This is a genomic window from Streptomyces sp. NPDC005533 (genome assembly GCF_042871845.1).
Lineage (GTDB): Bacteria > Actinomycetota > Actinomycetes > Streptomycetales > Streptomycetaceae > Streptomyces.
Genome location: NZ_JBIAJH010000017.1, coordinates 153,120 through 170,920 on the forward strand (window position 1 = coordinate 153,120; position 17,801 = coordinate 170,920).

Genomic DNA, 17,801 nt, shown 5'->3' on the forward strand with positions numbered 1-17,801 from the left:
GCGGTGCACCTACGTCGTGTGCAGGGGTTCCCTGAACGACTTGCGGAACACCGGCCCGGCGAAGGGAATGATCGAGGACGTTATTTTTGCCTTGAGCGAGGTGGGGTGCCGATCGAGTCTGACGTCCCGTTCGTAGCGTGCGCGCTCCCACGACTTGCCGTTCCCCTCGGTCACCTCCGCCCAGGTGTCGCCCCGCTCGTGGACCTGGAAGAGCTCGGCATCGATGGACGGCCACTCCTCGACGCGGGAGGGGCCGAAGTTCGTCAGCACTCCCATCACCTCGGCTGGGCTCATCGAGGAGTCCACGTGGAAACGTAGGGGTGGCATGACCTGCTCCCTGGTCCGGGACGGTTCGGGGAAACCGCTTGTGCCCGGCAGCCTCGGTGCGCGTCTCGCGGGAGCCCGGCTCGTTCGCCGACGCGGTTCGCAGGCCGCACCCCGCTGCGGTCCGGGGCCTCGGCTTCGTAGGGGTCTCCGGGGCAGGCTCACCGACCTGAGCGGCCCCATTCCTCAGAATGCACCTTCGCCCGGCACTCCGCAGGCCGTACCCTCCTGGGCGACCCGATCACCGTGACCACCCCGGTGGGACACCCCATCGGCAGACAGAGCGGCCGGCGGAAACATCATCAACAGCGGCGTCGACGCGGCCCTGGGTTACACCGACAACGAGATCGGACCCTGGCACACGCCGACCCGGAACGTGGCGGCCGCCATGAGCACCGCAACGGCGATGGCCTCCGGCATGGACGTGCGGGCCGCACCCTCGGGTGAAGGGGCCGCCGAGAACGCGGGGCGCGGGTGGCTTGGCGCCTCGGGCAGAGGGCAGGCGCACAGGTACCAGGCCGCCTGGACCGGCCGGGTGGCCGATCGATCCTCGGGAGGCGGATCGTGACTACCGCACGCGAGATCATGACGCCGGACGCCACGTGTATCGGTGCAGACGACAGCATTCTGGACGCGGCGAAGAAGATGACCGACCTCGGGGTGGGTGCGCTGCCGATCTGCGGCAGCGACCAGCGCCTGAAGGGCATGCTGACCGACCGCGACATCGTCGTGAAGGTTCTCGGCGCCGGGAAGGACCCCGCCACCTGCACGGCCGGTGAGCTCGCCCAGGGCGAGGTGGTCACCATCGGGGCCGACGACGACGCCGCCGAGATCCTGCGGACCATGACCGAGCACAAGGTCCGCCGCCTGCCCGTGATCGACGGCCACACCCTCGTCGGCGTCGTCGCCCAAGCCGACGTCGCCCGCTCTCTGCCCGACCCGCAGGTCGGCGAGCTCCTCGAAGCCCTCTCCACCTGACACCCGCGCACGGGCGGCCCGAAGCCCGACGGGACCGGGGACGCGAGCGCCGTCACCGGCGCCGATCCCCGGGCCCGCAAGAGGTCGAGCGCCTGCCCCGCGAACGAAGACGTCGCAGCGCCGGCTTACGTAAACGTGACCGAGGAGGAGTGATGAGAGCCGTGACCTGGCAGGGCCGCCGCAAGGTCGAGGTGGCAACCGTTCCGGACCCGCGGATCACCGATCCCACGGACGCCGTGATCAAAGTGACGACGACGGGCCTGTGCGGATCGGATCTGCATCTGTACGAGGTGCTGGGGCCGTTCCTGGACGCGGGGGACGTCCTGGGGCACGAGCCGATGGGGGTGGTGGCCGAGGTGGGGCCGGAGGTCCGGGATCTGAAGGTCGGCGACAGGGTGGTCGTGCCCTTCAACGTGTCCTGCGGGACCTGTTTCATGTGTGAGCGTGGTCTGCACTCGCAGTGCGAGACGACGCAGGTCCACGAGCACGGCAGCGGTGCGAGCCTGTTCGGATACACGAAGCTCTACGGGCAGGTGCCCGGCGGGCAGGCCGAGTACCTGCGTGTCCCCTTCGCCGACACCCTCCCGATCCGGGTTCCCGAGGGGCCGCCGGACGAACGGTTCGTGTACTTGTCGGACGTCCTGCCGACCGCCTGGCAGGCGGTCGCCTACGCCGACGTCCCGCCCGGCGGCAGCGTCGCCGTCCTGGGCCTCGGCCCCATCGGTGACATGTGCACTCGCATCGCTGCCCACCGGGGAGCCGGCAAGGTGATCGGCATCGACCTGGTTCCCGAACGGCTGGCCCGTGCGGCCGGCCACGGCGTCCAGGTCTACGACCTCACCCACTACGGAAACCAGCTCGTCGACGCGGTCCGCGACGCCACCGGCGGCCGGGGCCCCGACGCCGTGATCGACGCCGTCGGCATGGAGGCCCACGGCAGCGCCGGCGTCAAGGCCGCGCAGACCGCGACCGGCCTGCTCCCGGACCCCCTGGCCGCCGCACTGCTGAAGAAGGCAGGTGTGGACCGCCTGGGCGCCCTGAAGTCGGCCATCGAGCTCGTGCGCCGCGGCGGCACCATCTCCCTTTCCGGCGTCTACGGAGGAGCCGCCGACCCGCTCCCCCTGCTCACGATGTTCGACAAGCAGATCCAACTGCGCATGGGACAGGCCAACGTCCGCCGCTGGGTCGACGACCTGATGCCCCTGCTGACCGACGGCGACTCCCTCGGTGTCGAAGGCTTCGCCACCCATCACCTGTCCCTGGACGACGCCCCGCAGGCGTACGAGGACTTCCAGACGAAGCGGGACAACATGGTGAAGGTCCTCTTCCACCCCTGAGGACCGAGCCTGCGCCTTACCCCAGGGCCGCGGTCTGCTTGTCCAGCAGGTTCAGCAGCGGTGCCCGATGGAGGGCGGCGATGGGTTCGAGCAGGTCGGGGTGGCGCAGCAGGGGCGCGGCGTCGTGTTCGTGGTTGCCGGGGCTGGTGAGACGCGTGAGCTCGCCCGCCTGGCCGCGGTCGGCGAGGGGGTGGGCGTCCGCGGCGAGGGCGGGGGCGGCGAGGAGGCAGGCGGCCCAGCTGACGACGGTCTCGTCGACCCAGGTGCGCCAGCCGGCGTCGGCGTCGTCGCCGTGATCGGCGCCGGTCAGCCAGTCCAGCCGGGCGCTCCCGCCAGGGCCGAGGAGGTGCAGGATCTCGGCGTCCAGCGGGGTGGGGTACCGCAGGGCGGCGGCGAGGGTGACGGCCTGCTGGGCCTGGGCCTCGGCCAGGGCCCGGTTGAAGGCGCCCGGGGCGGGCGGGAAGGCGGTCAGGAGCCAGCGGGTGCCGGCGGCTATGACGGGTGCGAGATCAGCGGACACGGCGGCTTCCTCGGGGCGTGCTCGCCCCTGGTCCGTGCCGGGTCCGCGAGCTGCGGCGCGAAGCTGCGCCGCTCCGCTGGTGGCCGACCAGCGTAGCCCGGAGCGGCAGGCGTGCGGCATGACGTACGTCACCGTCCGTCCCGGGCGGCGGACCCGTACCTGCGGCCCGCCGCCCTGGACGTGGGATCAGGACTTGCCGCGGCCGGTCACGAAGTCGCGTGCCCGGTCCACCAGACCGGCGCCCGGGGCCAGGATCTTGCTGGCCGCCGGGCTACTGGGTGCGGCCGGGTGCGGGCGGGTGGGCGCCATGGCCTTGGCCCGGCGGATCTTGTCACCGAGATCGTCCAGCTGCTGCGGGGTACAGGCTCGTCGCAGCATCGGAAAGAGGTTGCGCTCCTCGTCCTGGACGTGGGCGGAGACCTCCTCCATGAGCTGCTGGAGCAGCGGGCTCATCTGCGCGTCGTCCGTACTCATCTTCTCCAGCCGCTTGAGCAGCTTCTCGACGCGGCCGTGGTCCTCGATCTCCTTGTCCGCCATCGGGCCGCCTCCCTCTACGTGCTCGCGCACCGCCGGGTAGAGGTACTGCTCCTCGGCGACCGAGTGCCGCACCAGCTCGATGGTGATCTCGTCGATGAGATCACGGAGCTCCTGACCGGTACCGGTCATGGCCTGGACCCGGGCGAACATCTCCTCCACTTCCCGGTGGTCGGCCATCAGCTCGTCGATCACATTTCCGCCGTGTCCCATGTCGCCTCCATGCGTTTCGTGGTCGGGCCGCTCCGGCCCGATCCCATCGGTTCCCCGCCGGGCCTGAAGGCGCCGTGCCATGCGGGGTGTCTCACCCGCTCGGCGGAGGCGATCACCCGCCGTGAGCCGGGGCGGCGCGCGAAGGGAGGCGGCCGGGCGGGCGCTGTCGGCTGCTTTTGGCCCTCAGGAGCTGCCCGAGCGGCCAGGTCGTGATCAGCCGGTCCGCGCCCAGGCCCATCCGCGCCGCGCGGGCGTAGCCCGTGCTCTGCCAGTGCAGCTGTTGGGGGGCGTGGGCGTCGGTGTCCACGGCGAAGAGGCAGCCCGCGGCGGTGGCCTGCGCGAGCAGGTCGTCCGGCGGGTCGCGCCGTTCGGGCCGGCAGTTGATCTCCACCGCGGTGCCGGCCTCCGCACACGCGGCGAAGACGGCCCGGGCGTCGAAGCGGGACTGCGGGCGCCCCCGGCCGGTGATGATCCGTCCCGTGCAGTGCCCCAGGACGTCGACGTGCGGGTTGCGCACCGCGGCCAGCAGGCGGGCGGTCATCGGATCGGGTTCCGACCGGAGCTTGGAGTGCACGGACGCCACGACGACGTCGAGCCGGTCGAGCAGGTCTTCCTCCTGATCGAGCGAGCCGTCGTCCAGGATGTCGCACTCGATGCCGGTGAGCAGCCGGAAACCCGGGCCCATCCTGGAATTCACGTCCGCCACCACTTCCAGCTGGCTCCTCAGCCGGTCCGGGCTCAGCCCGTGGGCGATCGTCAGCCGCGGGGAGTGATCGGTCAGAACGGCCCACTGATGACCCAGGGCGCGGGCCGCGGCGGCCATGTCCTCGATCGGGCTGCCGCCGTCCGACCAGTCGGAGTGCAGGTGGCAGTCCCCGGTGCTCGCGGCCGCCAGGTCCCAGCCGGCGCCGGCGGCCGGGTCCGCCTCGGCCAGGAGGCGGGCGAGGTAGCTCGGTACCGCCCCGGTCGACGCCTGCGAGATCACCTCGGCGGTGACCGGACCCACCCCGCGCAGCCGTTCCGCCTGCGCGGCGTCCACCCGTCCCGGTGGCAGGTCGCGGACGGCGTCGGCCGCCGTGTGGAAGGCCCGCACCCGGTACGGGGACGCCCCGCGCCATTCGAGGAGGAAGGCGATCTTCCGCAGGGCCTCGTCGGGGGTCACGGGAGGGGGGTTCCGCCGGTGGCGTTGACGATCTCGCCCGTGATGTACGAGGCCTGGTCGGAGGCGAGGAACACGTAGGCGGGTGCCATCTCCGCCGGCTGCGCGGGCCGGCCCAGCGGCGACTGCTCGCCGAACTTCGTCGGGTCGGGCATCGTCGCGGGGATCAGGGGGGTCCATACCGGTCCGGGGGCCACGGCGTTGGCGCGGATGCCCCGCTCGGCGAGCATCTGGGCCAGGCCGTGGGTGAAGGAGATGATCGCGGACTTGGTCATGGCGTAGTCGAGGAGGTGCGGGCTGGGCTGGTAGCCCTGCACCGAGGCGGTGTTGATCACTGAGGCGCCGCGCGGCATGTGGGCCAGGGCGGCCTTGGTGAGCCAGAACATTCCGTACAGGTTGGTCTTCATCACCCGGTCGAACTGCTCGGTGGTGATCGCCTCGATCCCGTCGGGCTGGGACATCTGGTAGGCGGCGTTGTTGACGAGCAGGTCGATGCCGCCCAGCGCGCCCACCGCCTTGTCGACGAGGCCGGTGCACTCGGCTTCGTACCGGATGTCGCAGGCGACGGCCACCGCCGTACGGCCCGCGTCGCGGATCAGGCGGGCGGTCTCGTCGGCCTCGTCGGCTTCCTCGGGCAGGTGGGTGAAGACGACGTCGGCGCCCTCCCTCGCGAAAGCCAGGCAGACGGCCCGGCCGATCCCGGAGTCTCCTCCGGTGACCAGCGCCTTGCGGTCGCGCAGCAGGCCGTGGCCCTGGTACGTGTCCTCGCCGTGGTCGGGGCGGGGATCCATCTCCTCGGTCGAGCCGGGATGGTCCTGGTCCTGGTCGGGGAACGGGGGACGGGCGTGGCGTGATACCGGATCGGTGAGGCGGGACTGGTCTGGGGAGGGCATCGTGGTCTCCTTCCGGCAGGTCCACGGGAGTCACGTGGGCGGCGGTCGGGCGGCGGCCGTGAGGCGGCGCGCGAGGTGTGTGCCGTGTCCCGCGTCTACCCCACCTGCGCGCATCATGTCCCGGCGTACCCGTCGCCCCGGGGGCGTTCGACGAGGCGGAGGGCGGCCGCCGCGGTCTTGAACTGCGACTGCTTGGAGACGGGGTCCCCGAGGGTGGGTCGTCACCACTGGCTGATCAGGGGCGTGTCCGGTCCGTGCTGCCGCCAGGCTTCGGCGAGGCGGACCAGGCGGGCGGGGGCTGCGATTCCGCGCACGGTTGCGATCTTCCCGCCCGCGAGGTCGAACGTCACCGCGCCGACGACCCGGTCGCCGACCACGAAGAGCACGGCGGGGGAGCCGTTGACGAGCGCGGAATGGACGGCGGGAGTGCCGCCGGCAAGCCGCCGTTTCGCGGGTGTGGGCTTGAAGCCGGCCCGGGCGATGGCGGCGACGCGCCGCGGAGTGTCGTACCGCAGCAGCTTCCCGGCCAGGCCGGCGCCGTCGGAGATCGCGATCACGTCGTCGGTGAGCAGCGCCACCAGCCGTTCGGTGCGGCCAGAGGAGGCGGCGGCGATGAATTCCTCCACGATCCTGCGGGCGGACGCCGGGTCCGCTTCGCCGCCGCCGCGGCGGGCTGTGGTGAGGTGGCGCCGGGCCCGGTGGAGGTGTTGCTGGCTTGCGGACTCGGTGATGTCGAGGATCTCGGCGCACTCGGCGTGGCTGTAGGCGAACGCTTCGCGCAGGACGTACACGGCCCGCTCGACGGGTGACAGGCGCTCCATGAGCGTCAGCACGGCCAGGGTCACCGATTCGCGCTGTTCGAAGGTGTCGGCCGGGCCGAGCATCGGGTCGCCGTCGAGGAGCGGTTCGGGCAGCCAGGCGCCGGCGGTGCGTTCGCGGCGGGCGAGCGCCGAGCGGAGCCGGTCGAGGCACAGGTTGGTGACGACCTTGGTCAGCCACGCCTCCGGCACCTTGATCAGCTGCCGGTCGGCGGCCTGCCAGTGCAGGAACGCGTCCTGCACGGTGTCTTCGGCGTCGACGGCGGAACCCAGCAGTCGGTACGCCAGCGAGGCCAGCCGGTTCCGGCTGGCCTCGAACCGACTGGTGTCGAAGCGATCGGTGGTGGTGCTGTCCACGCGGGTCACCCTAGATGATCATGACGTGAGGGGCTGGGCGATCGCCGTCTCGGCTGACGCGTCCGGTACGGCGTCCAGGCGGTGCCGGCGCTTGGGCAGCCCGAACGTCGGGTGCGAGGTGGCCCACAGGGACACCGTGAGGATGCCGGCCTTGATCCGCGCGGCTTTCCGGCCGCCCATGTACGTCGGCTTCGCCTGCGCATCGCGGTCGACCATCTGCAGGATCCCGTCCCGCCGCCCGAGGCTGATGTGGTTGCCGTGGTAGTCCAGCCTGGTGTGCGGGATCTTGCGGCCGGTCAGGCGTGCCACGATCGCGACGGTGGCCTGCATGCCGGTGTAGCCGGCCGAGGCGCAGGACATCGGCAGCGGCCGGCCGTGGTCACCGATCGCGTAGGCGCTGTCGCCGACGGCGTAGACGTTCGGGTGCGAGCGTGACCGCATGGTGCGGTCGACGACGATCCGGCCGCTCTCGGTGACCTCGAATCCGGCGGCAGCGGCGATGGGGTGGACCGCGAACCCCGCCGTCCACACGGTCGCGTCGGACGCCGACGCGGTGCCGTCGTCACACCACACCCGTGTCGCTTCGACGGCCTTGACGCTGGTGTGCTCCAGGACGGTTATGCCCAGCCGGTCGCAGGCCCGGCGCAGGTGGCCGCGGGCCCCGGCGGAGAGCGGCGCCCCCAGCTCGCCGCGGGCGACCAGCGCCACCGACAGGCCGGGCCGGGACTCGGCGATCTCGGTGGCGGTCTCGATGCCGGTCAACCCGTCGCCGACGACCAGCACCCTCCCGCCATCGCTGCGCCTGCTCAGGTCGTCCAGGCGCTCGCGCAGGCGCAGCGCCGAGGGCCTGGCGGCGACGTCGAAGGCGTGCTCGGACACCCCGGGGACGGCGCGGTCGTCGCCGAGGCTGCCGAGCGCGTACACGAGCGTGTCGTATCCGATCTCGTCGCCGCCGTCGGTGTCGGCCACGGCGACGATCCGGCGCTCGGGGTCGACGGCGGTGACACGGGCCTGGCGCAGCCGTATCCCCGTGCCCGCGAAGACGTCGGCGAGCGGTGGAGCCTCGATCTCCTGGCCCGCCGCGAGCTGGTGCAGCCGCAGCCGCTGGACGAAGTCCGGCTCGGCGTTGACCACGGTGATCCCGGCGTCCGCCGGGGACAGCCGACGGGCCAGGGTCCCGGCCACGTAGGCCCCGGCATAGCCGGCGCCGAGGACGACGATGCGGTGCTTCATGTGATGCTCCCGTCAGTTCGCTTGTTCCTGCCGACCTGAGCGGAACAGCACCCCGATTCCTGACAGGAACCGCATGTGACGTGGGTCACGCGGTGGCGGTAGCCGGCGGGGAGGAGGGGGGCGAGGACGGCTTCCGGCCGTGCGACTGCCCGGCACAGGCCATTTCGCCGTGCACGCCGTTTTTTACAAGCACGTCGGCCGCCGCTGGGCCATGATCACTCCGCCACCGGTCCGGTGATGATCAACAGGCCTCTGAGCAGGGGGAATCCGGCATGTCCGTAAGCATCCGCACCACCGTACGACGTACCGTGGTCTGGCGCCGCGCCATGGCCGCCACCGCGGTCCTCGCGTCGACCGGCTCCATCCTCGCCCTCACTCCGGCGCCCGCGCAGGCCGCGCTGCCGGCCCAGTCGATCGTAGACCCGGTGCACTACTGGAACGACGTGTTGCAGGAGGCCTTCCGCAGGACGGGTGGCGGGCCCGTGCCGATGGCGCGGGCGGCGGCGATGATGAACGCCGCGATCTACGACGCGGAGAGCTCGTACCAGCTCAAGTGGAAGGGGCGGATGACCTCCGCCGCCTACATCAAGGCCGAGAGCTACGCCGGCATCGCCGAGGGACCCGACGAGGAGGAGCGGGTCATCGGCCGCACCGCCTACAACATCCTGCTCAACCTGTACGGGCTGAACCGGCCCAACAAGGAGACGACGGTCGACCTGACCTCCTTCCTGGACCAGAGATTCACCCAGCGTTTCGGCACCTCCCCAACCGCCTTCGACCTCCTGGACGTCACCGTCGTCAACAAGATGGTCACCCAGATGATGACCAAGCGGGCGGGCGACGGATCGGACAACCAACAGCTCTACGTCCTGAACAACGAGCCCGGGGCGTGGCGGCCCACCAGCTACCCCGACATGGTGGACGACAAGTGTGACGACGCCTCCGACGCCGTCAATCCGTTCTGGGGACAGGTCAGGCCCTTCTCCCTGACGTCGGGCTCACAGTTCCGCCCCGCCCGCCTCGGCCAGTTCGCGACCTACGCGAACCTGGTCGCCAGCCCCGAGTACAAGGCGCAGGTCGAGGCCGTACGCACGGCGGGCGCGGCCGCACCCACCGCGGCGACCCCGGTGATCAACCGGACCCCGGACCAGGTGAACGCCGCCTGGTTCTGGGCCAACGACAACGACGGCACGTACAAGCCGCCGGGCCAGATGCTCCAGGCCACACGCGAGGTCTCCAAGGCGCGGGGGCTCACCGTCTACCAGAACGCCCGGCTCTTCGCGCTCGTCTCGATCGCCCTCGCCGACACGGGCATAGCCGTCCGCGATGCGAAGTTCGCCACCCCGATCGACCTGTGGCGCCCGGTCTCCGCGATCCGAGAGGGCGGCTTCGACCCGCAGTGGAAGCCGCTCCTGAAGAACAACGCCGGCGTCAACGCCAACCCCTGCTTCCCCGCCTACGTCTCCGGCCACGCCTCCTTCGGTGCCGCCTGGGCCGGCGTGATGAAGCGGTACTTCGGCAGTGACGACCTCGCCTTCGACCTCACCACCGACGAGCCGCTCGCCCCGGTCAAGACACGGCACTTCACCAGCTTCAGTGCTGCCGCGAAGGAGGACGCCGACAGCCGGATCTGGCTCGGTGTGCACTTTCCCTGGGACGCCACCGACGGTCTCACTCTCGGAGAGCGGATAGCGAACCAGGTGTTCACCACCCAGCTCCGCACCTTGTGACGCGCGGCGGCGGGGGCGGCCCGGTACCCCGCCCCCGCCGCCCCCGCCGTGCCTCCCCGTGTCGGAGTCAGCGGCACAGGACGGGGACTCGCTGGACGGCGTTGTTGCCGAAGCCGCCACGGTTCCACGGCTGTTCGAGGGGCTGGGTGCGGCCTGAGGCGTCCGAGGCCCGGACCGTCAGGGTGTGGTGGCCCGGGGTGGCCGTCCACTCCGTGTGCCAGGCCTGCCAGGCCGCCGGATGCGGTCCGCGCGGCCTGACCTCGGCGTCGGCCCACGTCAGCCCGCCGTCAGGACTGAACCCGACCCGTACGACCGGCCCGTACCCCGACCAGGCACGGCCCTCCAGCCGTACGGGCCCCGGGCGCACGACGCGGGTGCGCGACATGAAGTCCGGGAATCCGGGCGGTACGAGCAGGGCGCGCGGAGCGATCCGCGTGACCGGTTCGCCGGGCTCCTCCGGGGTCTGCCGGTAGCGGTAGGCGACGGTCTGCTGGAAGCCGGTGAACGGGCGGTCGACGAGGGTGATGTCGCGCAGCCACTTCACGTGGGCCATGCCGTACCAGCCGGGGACGACCAGACGGATCGGGTACCCGTGCTGCGGGGGCAGTGGCGTGCCGTTCATGGCGTAGGCGATCAGTACGTCCTCGCCGACGGGCAGCGCAAGACTGCGCTGGTAGTCCTGCTCGACGCCCCGCTCCACGCCGTGGTCGGCGCCGGTGAAGACGGCTTCGACGGCATCGGCCCGTACGCCGGCCGCGTCGAGCACCGCCCGCAGGGGCACGCCCGTCCAGTCGGCGGTGCCGACGGCCTCGACCAGCCAGGGCTGGCTGACGGGCCTGGGGGACAGCCGGGCCCGGCCGTTGCCCGCGCACTCCATGGTGACCCGGGTCGTGACGGCCGGGAGCGCGCGCAGTGCGGCCAGGTCCAGCCTGAGCGGCGTGCGGACGGTCCCGTCGACGGTCAGCCGCCACTCGTCGTCGTCCGCCACGGGGATGTCGTAGTGGACCAGTCCGTAGTGCAGCCCCGCCGGAGTGACCTCGTAGCGCAGCGCCTCCAGCGGCATGCCGTGGTTGCGCGCGGCGAGCGCCAGCTCGTCGGCGCCGATGCCTTCACCGGCATCCGCCACACGACCGGGGCCGCTGACATCGCTCAGGGACGGCGGGTCCATGTCCCCATGGTCGCGCGCGGCGCTCCGCCCGGCACGTCGCAGGCCCTGCGGGTCCGGACCGGGCCGAGGAGACGCCCGGCCGGCCGCAGGCCCGGCCCATGGACTGCACCGGGCGCCCGATGTGCGGCTGGTGCAGTCGATCAGCCCTGAGGTCAGGCACGCCTGACCTCAGGGGCTTCGGCCTGCCTGCCGTGGGTGCCGTCACTCGTCCGCCCGCATCGCAGCGGGCGCGGCGGCCGCGTCCCAGGGGGGCGCCGCCTGCGACTCCGTCCACGCGGCCAGGGCGTCCCCGTCGACGCAGACGATGTCGCACGCGGCGGCGTACTCCAGGGCCGGAGCGGTGTAGTCGCTGGTGGTCACGACGATGGCCACATCGGCCTCGTGGACGGCGAAACAGGTGCCGCCGAAGCGCTGGAGGTCCTGGGAGCCGACCCGATGGCCCTCGCCGTAGTGCTTGCACTGGATGACCACGCGCAGTCCGTCCGCCGTCGTGGCGATCACATCCGCGCCCAAGTCCCCAGCTCCGCCGACCACTTCCACCTGCGGGCAGCCGTCCCGAGCGCACAGCGCGGCGACCGTGTGCTCGAAGCCGTCGGCGTCCACCGCCGTGTGGTCCAGGGCGGTGGAGTCGACCTCGGGCAGAGCGGCGGCCGCCGGCTCGGCCTCCCACGGAGCACAGGGTGCCGAGGGCGCAGGCTCCATCGGGCCGGGCGGAACCGGCCGGGGCCCGGTGGGCCGGCCCAGGAACGGGGCGATGCTCCACCGCGCCAGCGCCACTCCGGCGGCCAGCAGCAGCACGGTGGCGATCGGCAGGACCGGTGCGCCTCCGCCCGTCTCCACCGCCGTCTTGACGAAGACGGCCGCTCCGCCCAGGCAGATCCCCACCAGACCCACCGCCAGCACGACGTCCCGTCCCAACGACGCAACGCGCACGCTCCCCTCGCGCCGACGCCCTGCCGATGCCGTCATCCGGGCCCCTCCCTCACTCGTCACGAGCCTCGCCCCCTCCGCGCCGTCCCGGGCATGGCGCGCCCGGTGCATTCCCTCCTCGTCTGATCAAGATCGCCGGATCCAAACGGTCCTTGTCCCCGGCGGGTGGCCCGAGCAGCGTGCAGCCCCGGGGAGCGGTGTGCTCGCTCCCCGGGGCCGCGCTTCCCCGCGCTCTAGCGGGCGGAGTATCCGAAGGCCACGCCGTTCGCCGGCAGGCCACCCGAGCCGGGCTTGTACGTGGTCACCGGAGCGACCTTGCCGCCCTGGGTGACGTTGGACATCGGCAGCGCGTACAGGGCACCGGCCGCGTTCGGCCCGAAGGGCATCCCCACGTACAGCTTGGTCGCCGTGAAGTGGATGTTCTTGCCGAGCTGCTGGTTGGCCCCGGGCGTCCCGGGGATCCCGTCGCCGTCGCCGGCCTCGATCCAGCGGTCGTTCGGTCCGGCCGAGCCGGCCATGGAGAACGTGTGGATCGCGCCCGCCTTCGTCGCGGTGCCGAGCGTCTCGCCGGGCGTGCCGACCGCGAGCCGCATGGAGGCCACGGTGCTCACCGAGCCCGGGGCGGTGTTGACGGCGGTCAGCGTCTCGCCCATGCGGTCACCGGTCTCGGAGGTGCCGGAGACGTCGTCGCCCGCGGTGCCCTGCTTCAGCTCGCGCAGGTAGCTCCAGCTCCCGTCGGCCTTGATCCGGATCAGCACCACGCGGCCCGCGTTGAGCCGGTTCTCGGTGCCCACGACCACGCCCTCACCGGGCGACCCGATCGCGAGGATGGACTCGGTCGGGGCCGGGGAGCCCGTCGGCCGGAACGGCGCGATGGCCACCGCGTAGCCGAACTGGTCGCCCGCCTCGGCGTCACCGGAGATGGCGGCGCTGTCCTGGTCGAGACCGGCCAGCGGCGCCGGCCGCCCCTCGGCGTCGAAGGCGTTGGCGTCGAAGATGACGACACTGCCGGCCTTCGCCTTGGTGCCGAGCGCCTCGTTGGGGGAGCCGATGGCGATGTAGTTGGCGTCCGCGGTCAGGGCGAGGCCGAAGTTGTCGTCCTTCTCGGGGTCGCCGGGAACACCGGGCTTGTCCTGGTTCATGGTCAGGCTCGTGTTGCCGTACACGTAGAAGGCGGTGCCGGCGCCGGTGAGCGAGCCGATGGCCTCGCCGGGCGAACCGATCAGCAGGTACGGTCGGCCGGCGTCGTTGACGGCCGTCGCCAGCGACTGGCCCATCCGGTCGTTGGCCTCGGCCGTCGACGCGGCGATCGCGCCGGTGCCCGCGCCCTGCTCGAAGTGCGTGGCCTTGAGGGTGCCGGCGCCCAGGCCGCCCGCGGAGCCGTACAGGATGTCGACCATGCCGGCGTTCGCGGCCGTACCGACGTCCTCGCTCGGAGTGCCGACCACCAGGTCGGTGAAGCCGTCCTTGTTCCAGTCGATGGTGGCGAGGCTCTCGCCGAAGTAGTCGTCCTTCTCGGAGCCGCCCGGCACCCAGTCCAGGTCCTGGCTGAGCTCCGCGGTGCCCTTGCCGGCGCCGTACACGACACGGATCAGGCCGGCGTTGGCGTTCGTGCCGACGGTGGCCTGGGTGTCGGAGATCGCGACGTCCTCGGCGCCGTCACCGTTGAAGTCGGTCATACCGACCGGCTTCGGGGTGTTGCCGCCGCCGCCGAGCGCCGCGCCGAGGTCGATCCGGGCGGTGGTGGCATCCGTGTAGATGACGGGCCGGCCGCTGCTCTTCAGGAGGGCCGTGAGGTCCGCGACGCTCTTGGTGGGGTATGCCTGCTTGAGCACGGCGAAGGCTCCGGCCACGTGCGGGGCCGCCATCGAAGTGCCGCTCTTGGAGGCGTAGTTCCCACCGGGCACCGAGGAGACGATGCTCGTCCCCGGGGCGAAGAGGTCGAGGAGCGGGCCCCGGTTGGTGAAGGTGGACAGCTCGTCGTCGTCGGTGGTGGAGCCGACCGTGACGGCGGTGGAGATGCAGCCGGGGACGCTCACCGCGTCGGCGTAGCCGTTGTTGCCGGCCGCGATCACGGTGGCGACTCCGGCGGCGAGCAGGTTGTCGACGGCCGCCTTGCGCGGGTCGGCGTCACAGGCGGCCGTGTAGTGGCCGCCACCCAGGCTCAGGTTCGCCGCGATGACCGGCGTCCCGGCCTGCTTGATCTGCAACACCTTTTCCAGGCCAGCCAGTTGGGCACTGGGGAAGCTGGCGACGCAGGGCACTTCGCCGGCGCAGGAATCGGCCGTGTTGAACTGCGAGAACACCTGGATCGCGACGATGTCGGCGCCGGGGGCGACACCCGTCTTCGGGGCGCCGGTGGCACCCGTGCCCTTGCCCGCGGCGATGCCGGCCACATGGGTGCCGTGGTCGCAGGCGGTCAGGGTCGCGCAGGGCCCGGAGTCGGTGTCGGCGGAGCCGGGACCCTCCTGCTCGGCGGCACCGTTCGGGCAGAGGCTGGTGGCGCCCAGATCCGGATCGATCGGCGAGAAGCACGCCTCGGCCTTCACCCGGCCCTTCAGGAAGGGGTGTTGGGTGGCGACACCGGTGTCCAGCACGGCGATCGCGGTGCCCGTGCCGGTCTTCCCCGCCGCGGCCGCCGCGTCCCCGCCGATGAGCGGCACGCTCTCGTCCAGGGTCGCCGGCTCCGGCTTGTCCTCGGTGACGGCGACCACGCCCGGCTGCGCGGCGAGCCGGTCCAGGCCCGCCTTGTCCACCTTGAGCGTGACCAACGGCAGAGACTCGAAGTCCTGCTTCGTCTCACCCGCGGCGGCTGCCTCGGGGATGTCCGTGCGGCTCTTGGTGAGCACGTTGACGCGGACCGTGCCGGCATCGGCGGCCCGCTCGTACAGCGGCGGGTCGACGACCCCGCCCGGGACCGCGGCCTTGACGACGTCGGGGACGCTCGCCGGCGCGGCGGCCCGGGCCGGTATCGCGCCGAGGGCCGTTGTCATCGCGACGGCGACGACCGTGGCCCAGATCTTCTTCTTCATGGTGCCTCGGGGAGCAGGGGGCCCGGCGTGGCCCGTGGAGGGGCCGGCACGGCCGGACCCGTGGACATGGGGGGAAGAGGTGGGGCGCGAAGGGGCCGGGTGGCGCGGCTGCGGCGCCACCCGGCCCGATTCCCTCCCGAGGGCGTGGCCTCAGGGGGCAGGGCGAGGGAAGATCAGGAGTCCGCGCCCGTCATCAGGTGGCGTTCGCGCCGTTCTTGGCCCGCCCGAAGATGGTCACCGCGCCGTAGTACGTGTTGGCGAGGGAGCGGCAGGTGCTCTTCCAGAAGTAGCCGGGGCAGGTCTTGCTGTAGAGCGTGCTGTAGAACACGGCGTCCACGGCCAGCCCCTTGTTGCGCGACAGGTAGTACCTGTAGCCCTTGTACGAGTTGCCGATCAGGCCGTAGCCGTAGTCGTGCATGTCGCAGGCCGGGACGAAGTTGTAGCCCAGCGGCTTGTCGGGCGCGGTGGTGCAGTGGTCGTGGTCGATGCCCCGGACCCAGTAACCGGTCTTGGTCTGCTCCCACCTGGGGGAGTGCCACCCGTAGTGCGCCACCTTGGAGGTGCAGCCGGTCTTCCAGTAGTACATCCAGTGCCGCGCCCAGCTGCACTTCGACGGGTACGACGTCGGGTCGGTGATCTCGCCGCCGGGGAAGTCCGAGGCGGGCGGCGGGGTGGTGACGCCGCTGCCGTCGGCCGGGGCGTCGCCCTCGACGGGCAGGCCCGGGGTCGGGACGGCCTCGCCGTCGAGGGTGGCGGTCGGGGCCGCGGAGTCCGCCGGGAAGCTCAGGTCCCAACTGCCGTTGCTGGGCGAGCTGATGTCGGAGAGGCGTCGGGTCGCGTCGTAGGCGTAGGTGGCCTGCGGCTCGGCGGCCTCGCTCGGGTTGGTCACGGTGCGCAGCAGACCGGAGGAGTCGTAGGCGTACCGGGCGAGGGTCTGCGTGGTGGAGCCCTCGGTGACGGTGATCTGCTTGACGCGGCCCGCGTAGTCACCGAAGGAGGTGCCGGCGGCGGTGGTCGAGGCCGCGTAGGTGACCGAGGTCGACGTCGCGAGGCGCTCGCCGGCAGCGGGGTTCGAGATCTTGAAGACCCGGCCCTGGGCGTCGTACTGCACCGTGGTGGCGAAGACGTTGTTGCCGACGCTGGTGACGCGCCACTTGTCGGTGCCCGTCGCGGCCTGCTGCCACTTGTACGTGGGCTTGAGGTCCGCGGCCGGGATCGGGTTGCCGGCGGCGTCGGTGAACGCGTCGTCGCCCGAGGCGACCGCTGAGAGGTCCACGCCGAGCACCTCGACGATGGACGTCACCAGGGTGCCGGTGGCGTCGTTCCACTTGGAGGTCGCCGTGATCTGGGACCCGTCGGTGGTCGCGTACTTCTTCACGCCACCCCCGTCCGGGTAGTCGATGCTCGACTTCAGCGCGTACGTGATCTTCTCGTCGACGCCGAGGTCGGTCACGACGATGCTGTCGCCCTTCTGCTCCAGCTTCCGGTTGAGCTGGCCGCCGACGAACTCGGCCTCCCAACTGGGGCCGAAGACACCCATCTCGGGGCGCGTGGCGGGCGCGGACTCGGGCTTGGCGAGTCCGCCGTCAGGCTGCGCGGCGACGGTGTGGCGGCGACCTATGAGGGCCGCGTCCACGTCGGTCTCGGCGACCTGGAAGGTCTTGTCCTCGGTCGAGTACTGACCGGGGCCGATCGTGGACAACGTGCCCTGCGCCTGCGGCTGTTCGGGTATCTCGGCCGCTGCGGCGGCATTCTGCTGCTGCGCGGACGGGACCGCCCCGGACTGCTGCGGCAGGAGCAGCGTCAGTGACAGCGCGGCGATGACAGGAAGCGCGATTTTGCGCACCAGTCCCCCCTCGTGTTCGTTCTCGGCTGGTGATCGCTGCGGACAGTAGACGCGTGTTGATCAACTCCACAAGGGATGTGAGACGCGGCTGCGGCGGCCCCGCGCTTGCTCCCGTGAAGATTCCGCTACCGCCGCCGAACGGCCGAACACGACTGAGTACAGGTACTCATGTGCGGCTGGGGACGCCGCCCCAGACTGGGCGCATGACGGAATCCGCGACCCCGATCGGCGCACTCGACGCAGTCGAATCACTCCTCGTCACCCCGCGCCCCACGCTTCATGCAAACGTTCGCGACAGCAAAAATAAAGATCCAGATTTCCGGTCCGAGTGACCCCGGTCACTTACCCGACACTTAGCCCGGAACGGATCTCATCGACTTGTAACTCCCTTAAAACGGGCGCAAGTTGCCTGAACAGCCCCTCTTCGGGAGGCTTCTCGCGGTGCGCATCTCCTTCTCTTGCCATCTGAACGGATCGCGTCAAATTTGTTGCATTGGCAATCTCGAAGGTGGTCTCATGCTTCAGCTGCGCGAGCGCCCCGGCTCGCGGGGCGCACGCTTTCCTTCACCCGGTCCCGTGCGGCAGGCGGGCGGTCACCGGAAAAGGTGCCTCTATGGCTTTGGTCAAGCCGTAGCCGGTGTGGGCGGCTGGTAGAAGGTGCCGTCTCGGAGCATGGCGAAGAGGACGTCGATGCGGCGTCGGGCGAGTGCGATGAGGGCGGCGATGTGG

14 protein-coding genes are annotated in these 17,801 nt (G+C 71.6%); 3 read left to right on the forward strand and 11 right to left on the reverse strand.

Going from position 1 to position 17,801, the window contains the following annotated elements:
* Positions 1-9 precede the first annotated feature (9 nt).
* Complete coding sequence (locus ACFYP3_RS19425) at positions 10-327, reverse strand: hypothetical protein (RefSeq protein WP_388833748.1); 318 nt, start codon at positions 325-327, stop codon at positions 10-12.
* Positions 328-888: 561 nt separating this feature from the next.
* On the opposite strand from ACFYP3_RS19425, the gene ACFYP3_RS19430 reads away from it, so the two are divergent.
* Together ACFYP3_RS19430 and ACFYP3_RS19435 are read left to right on the forward strand one after the other, a co-directional pair.
* The gene (locus ACFYP3_RS19430) at positions 889-1,302 is read left to right on the forward strand and encodes a CBS domain-containing protein (RefSeq protein WP_388833751.1); all 414 of its coding nucleotides are present in this window, start codon (positions 889-891) and stop codon (positions 1,300-1,302) included.
* 152 nt (positions 1,303-1,454) lie between these two features.
* Positions 1,455-2,639, forward strand: a complete 1,185-nt coding sequence (locus ACFYP3_RS19435) for a zinc-dependent alcohol dehydrogenase (RefSeq protein ID WP_388833754.1) — start codon at positions 1,455-1,457, stop codon at positions 2,637-2,639.
* A gap of 16 nt (positions 2,640-2,655) precedes the next feature.
* Here the strand turns inward: ACFYP3_RS19435 and ACFYP3_RS19440 are convergent, their stop codons facing one another.
* The 6 genes from ACFYP3_RS19440 to ACFYP3_RS19465 form a co-directional block, all read right to left on the reverse strand.
* Positions 2,656-3,159, reverse strand: coding sequence for a hypothetical protein (locus tag ACFYP3_RS19440; RefSeq protein ID WP_388833757.1), 504 nt, complete (start codon positions 3,157-3,159; stop codon positions 2,656-2,658).
* 186 nt (positions 3,160-3,345) lie between these two features.
* Positions 3,346-3,906 carry a hemerythrin domain-containing protein gene (locus ACFYP3_RS19445; RefSeq protein WP_388833760.1) on the reverse strand — a complete coding sequence of 187 codons (561 nt, stop codon included), beginning with the start codon at positions 3,904-3,906 and terminating at the stop codon, positions 3,346-3,348.
* A gap of 112 nt (positions 3,907-4,018) precedes the next feature.
* The gene (locus ACFYP3_RS19450) at positions 4,019-5,068 is read right to left on the reverse strand and encodes a PHP domain-containing protein (RefSeq protein ID WP_388833763.1); all 1,050 of its coding nucleotides are present in this window, start codon (positions 5,066-5,068) and stop codon (positions 4,019-4,021) included.
* On the reverse strand, positions 5,065-5,958 hold the full coding sequence (locus tag ACFYP3_RS19455; protein WP_388833766.1) for an SDR family oxidoreductase: 894 nt from the start codon (positions 5,956-5,958) through the stop codon (positions 5,065-5,067). The genes ACFYP3_RS19450 and ACFYP3_RS19455 overlap by 4 nt, the downstream gene beginning before the upstream one ends.
* A gap of 221 nt (positions 5,959-6,179) precedes the next feature.
* A complete protein-coding gene (locus ACFYP3_RS19460) occupies positions 6,180-7,133 on the reverse strand; it encodes a sigma-70 family RNA polymerase sigma factor (protein WP_388833768.1) in 954 nt (317 codons plus the stop codon).
* Between the two features lie 18 nt (positions 7,134-7,151).
* Positions 7,152-8,366 (reverse strand): NAD(P)/FAD-dependent oxidoreductase, encoded by a 1,215-nt coding sequence (locus ACFYP3_RS19465; protein ID WP_388833771.1) that lies wholly within the window; start codon positions 8,364-8,366, stop codon positions 7,152-7,154.
* A 272-nt stretch (positions 8,367-8,638) separates the two neighbouring features.
* Between ACFYP3_RS19465 and ACFYP3_RS19470 the strand changes: the two genes are divergently transcribed.
* Positions 8,639-10,096, forward strand: a complete 1,458-nt coding sequence (locus tag ACFYP3_RS19470; protein WP_388833774.1) for a vanadium-dependent haloperoxidase — start codon at positions 8,639-8,641, stop codon at positions 10,094-10,096.
* Between the two features lie 67 nt (positions 10,097-10,163).
* On the opposite strand, the gene ACFYP3_RS19475 is transcribed toward ACFYP3_RS19470, so the two are convergent.
* The 4 genes from ACFYP3_RS19475 to ACFYP3_RS19490 form a co-directional block, all read right to left on the reverse strand.
* Positions 10,164-11,264, reverse strand: coding sequence for a sulfite oxidase (locus tag ACFYP3_RS19475; protein ID WP_388833777.1), 1,101 nt, complete (start codon positions 11,262-11,264; stop codon positions 10,164-10,166).
* A 201-nt stretch (positions 11,265-11,465) separates the two neighbouring features.
* Positions 11,466-12,233 (reverse strand): restriction endonuclease, encoded by a 768-nt coding sequence (locus ACFYP3_RS19480; RefSeq protein WP_388833780.1) that lies wholly within the window; start codon positions 12,231-12,233, stop codon positions 11,466-11,468.
* A 194-nt stretch (positions 12,234-12,427) separates the two neighbouring features.
* On the reverse strand, positions 12,428-15,226 hold the full coding sequence (locus tag ACFYP3_RS19485; RefSeq protein WP_388833783.1) for a S8 family serine peptidase: 2,799 nt from the start codon (positions 15,224-15,226) through the stop codon (positions 12,428-12,430).
* A 193-nt stretch (positions 15,227-15,419) separates the two neighbouring features.
* Positions 15,420-17,072: a phospholipase A2 gene (locus ACFYP3_RS19490; protein WP_388833786.1), complete on the reverse strand. Its 1,653-nt coding sequence runs from the start codon at positions 17,070-17,072 to the stop codon at positions 15,420-15,422.
* Positions 17,073-17,801: the final 729 nt, after the last annotated feature.

What these genes read in the sequence shown, in the direction of transcription:
- ACFYP3_RS19425 (WP_388833748.1), bottom strand. Translation starts at nt 327, where the DNA reads ATGCCACCCCTACGTTTCCACGTGGACTCCTCGATGAGCCCAGCCGAG.
- ACFYP3_RS19435 (WP_388833754.1), top strand. Translation starts at nt 1,455, where the DNA reads ATGAGAGCCGTGACCTGGCAGGGCCGCCGCAAGGTCGAGGTGGCAACC.
- ACFYP3_RS19445 (WP_388833760.1), bottom strand. Translation starts at nt 3,906, where the DNA reads ATGGGACACGGCGGAAATGTGATCGACGAGCTGATGGCCGACCACCGG.
- ACFYP3_RS19455 (WP_388833766.1), bottom strand. Translation starts at nt 5,958, where the DNA reads ATGCCCTCCCCAGACCAGTCCCGCCTCACCGATCCGGTATCACGCCAC.
- ACFYP3_RS19465 (WP_388833771.1), bottom strand. Translation starts at nt 8,366, where the DNA reads ATGAAGCACCGCATCGTCGTCCTCGGCGCCGGCTATGCCGGGGCCTAC.
- ACFYP3_RS19470 (WP_388833774.1), top strand. Translation starts at nt 8,639, where the DNA reads ATGTCCGTAAGCATCCGCACCACCGTACGACGTACCGTGGTCTGGCGC.
- ACFYP3_RS19475 (WP_388833777.1), bottom strand. Translation starts at nt 11,264, where the DNA reads ATGGACCCGCCGTCCCTGAGCGATGTCAGCGGCCCCGGTCGTGTGGCG.
- ACFYP3_RS19480 (WP_388833780.1), bottom strand. Translation starts at nt 12,233, where the DNA reads ATGACGGCATCGGCAGGGCGTCGGCGCGAGGGGAGCGTGCGCGTTGCG.
- ACFYP3_RS19485 (WP_388833783.1), bottom strand. Translation starts at nt 15,226, where the DNA reads ATGAAGAAGAAGATCTGGGCCACGGTCGTCGCCGTCGCGATGACAACG.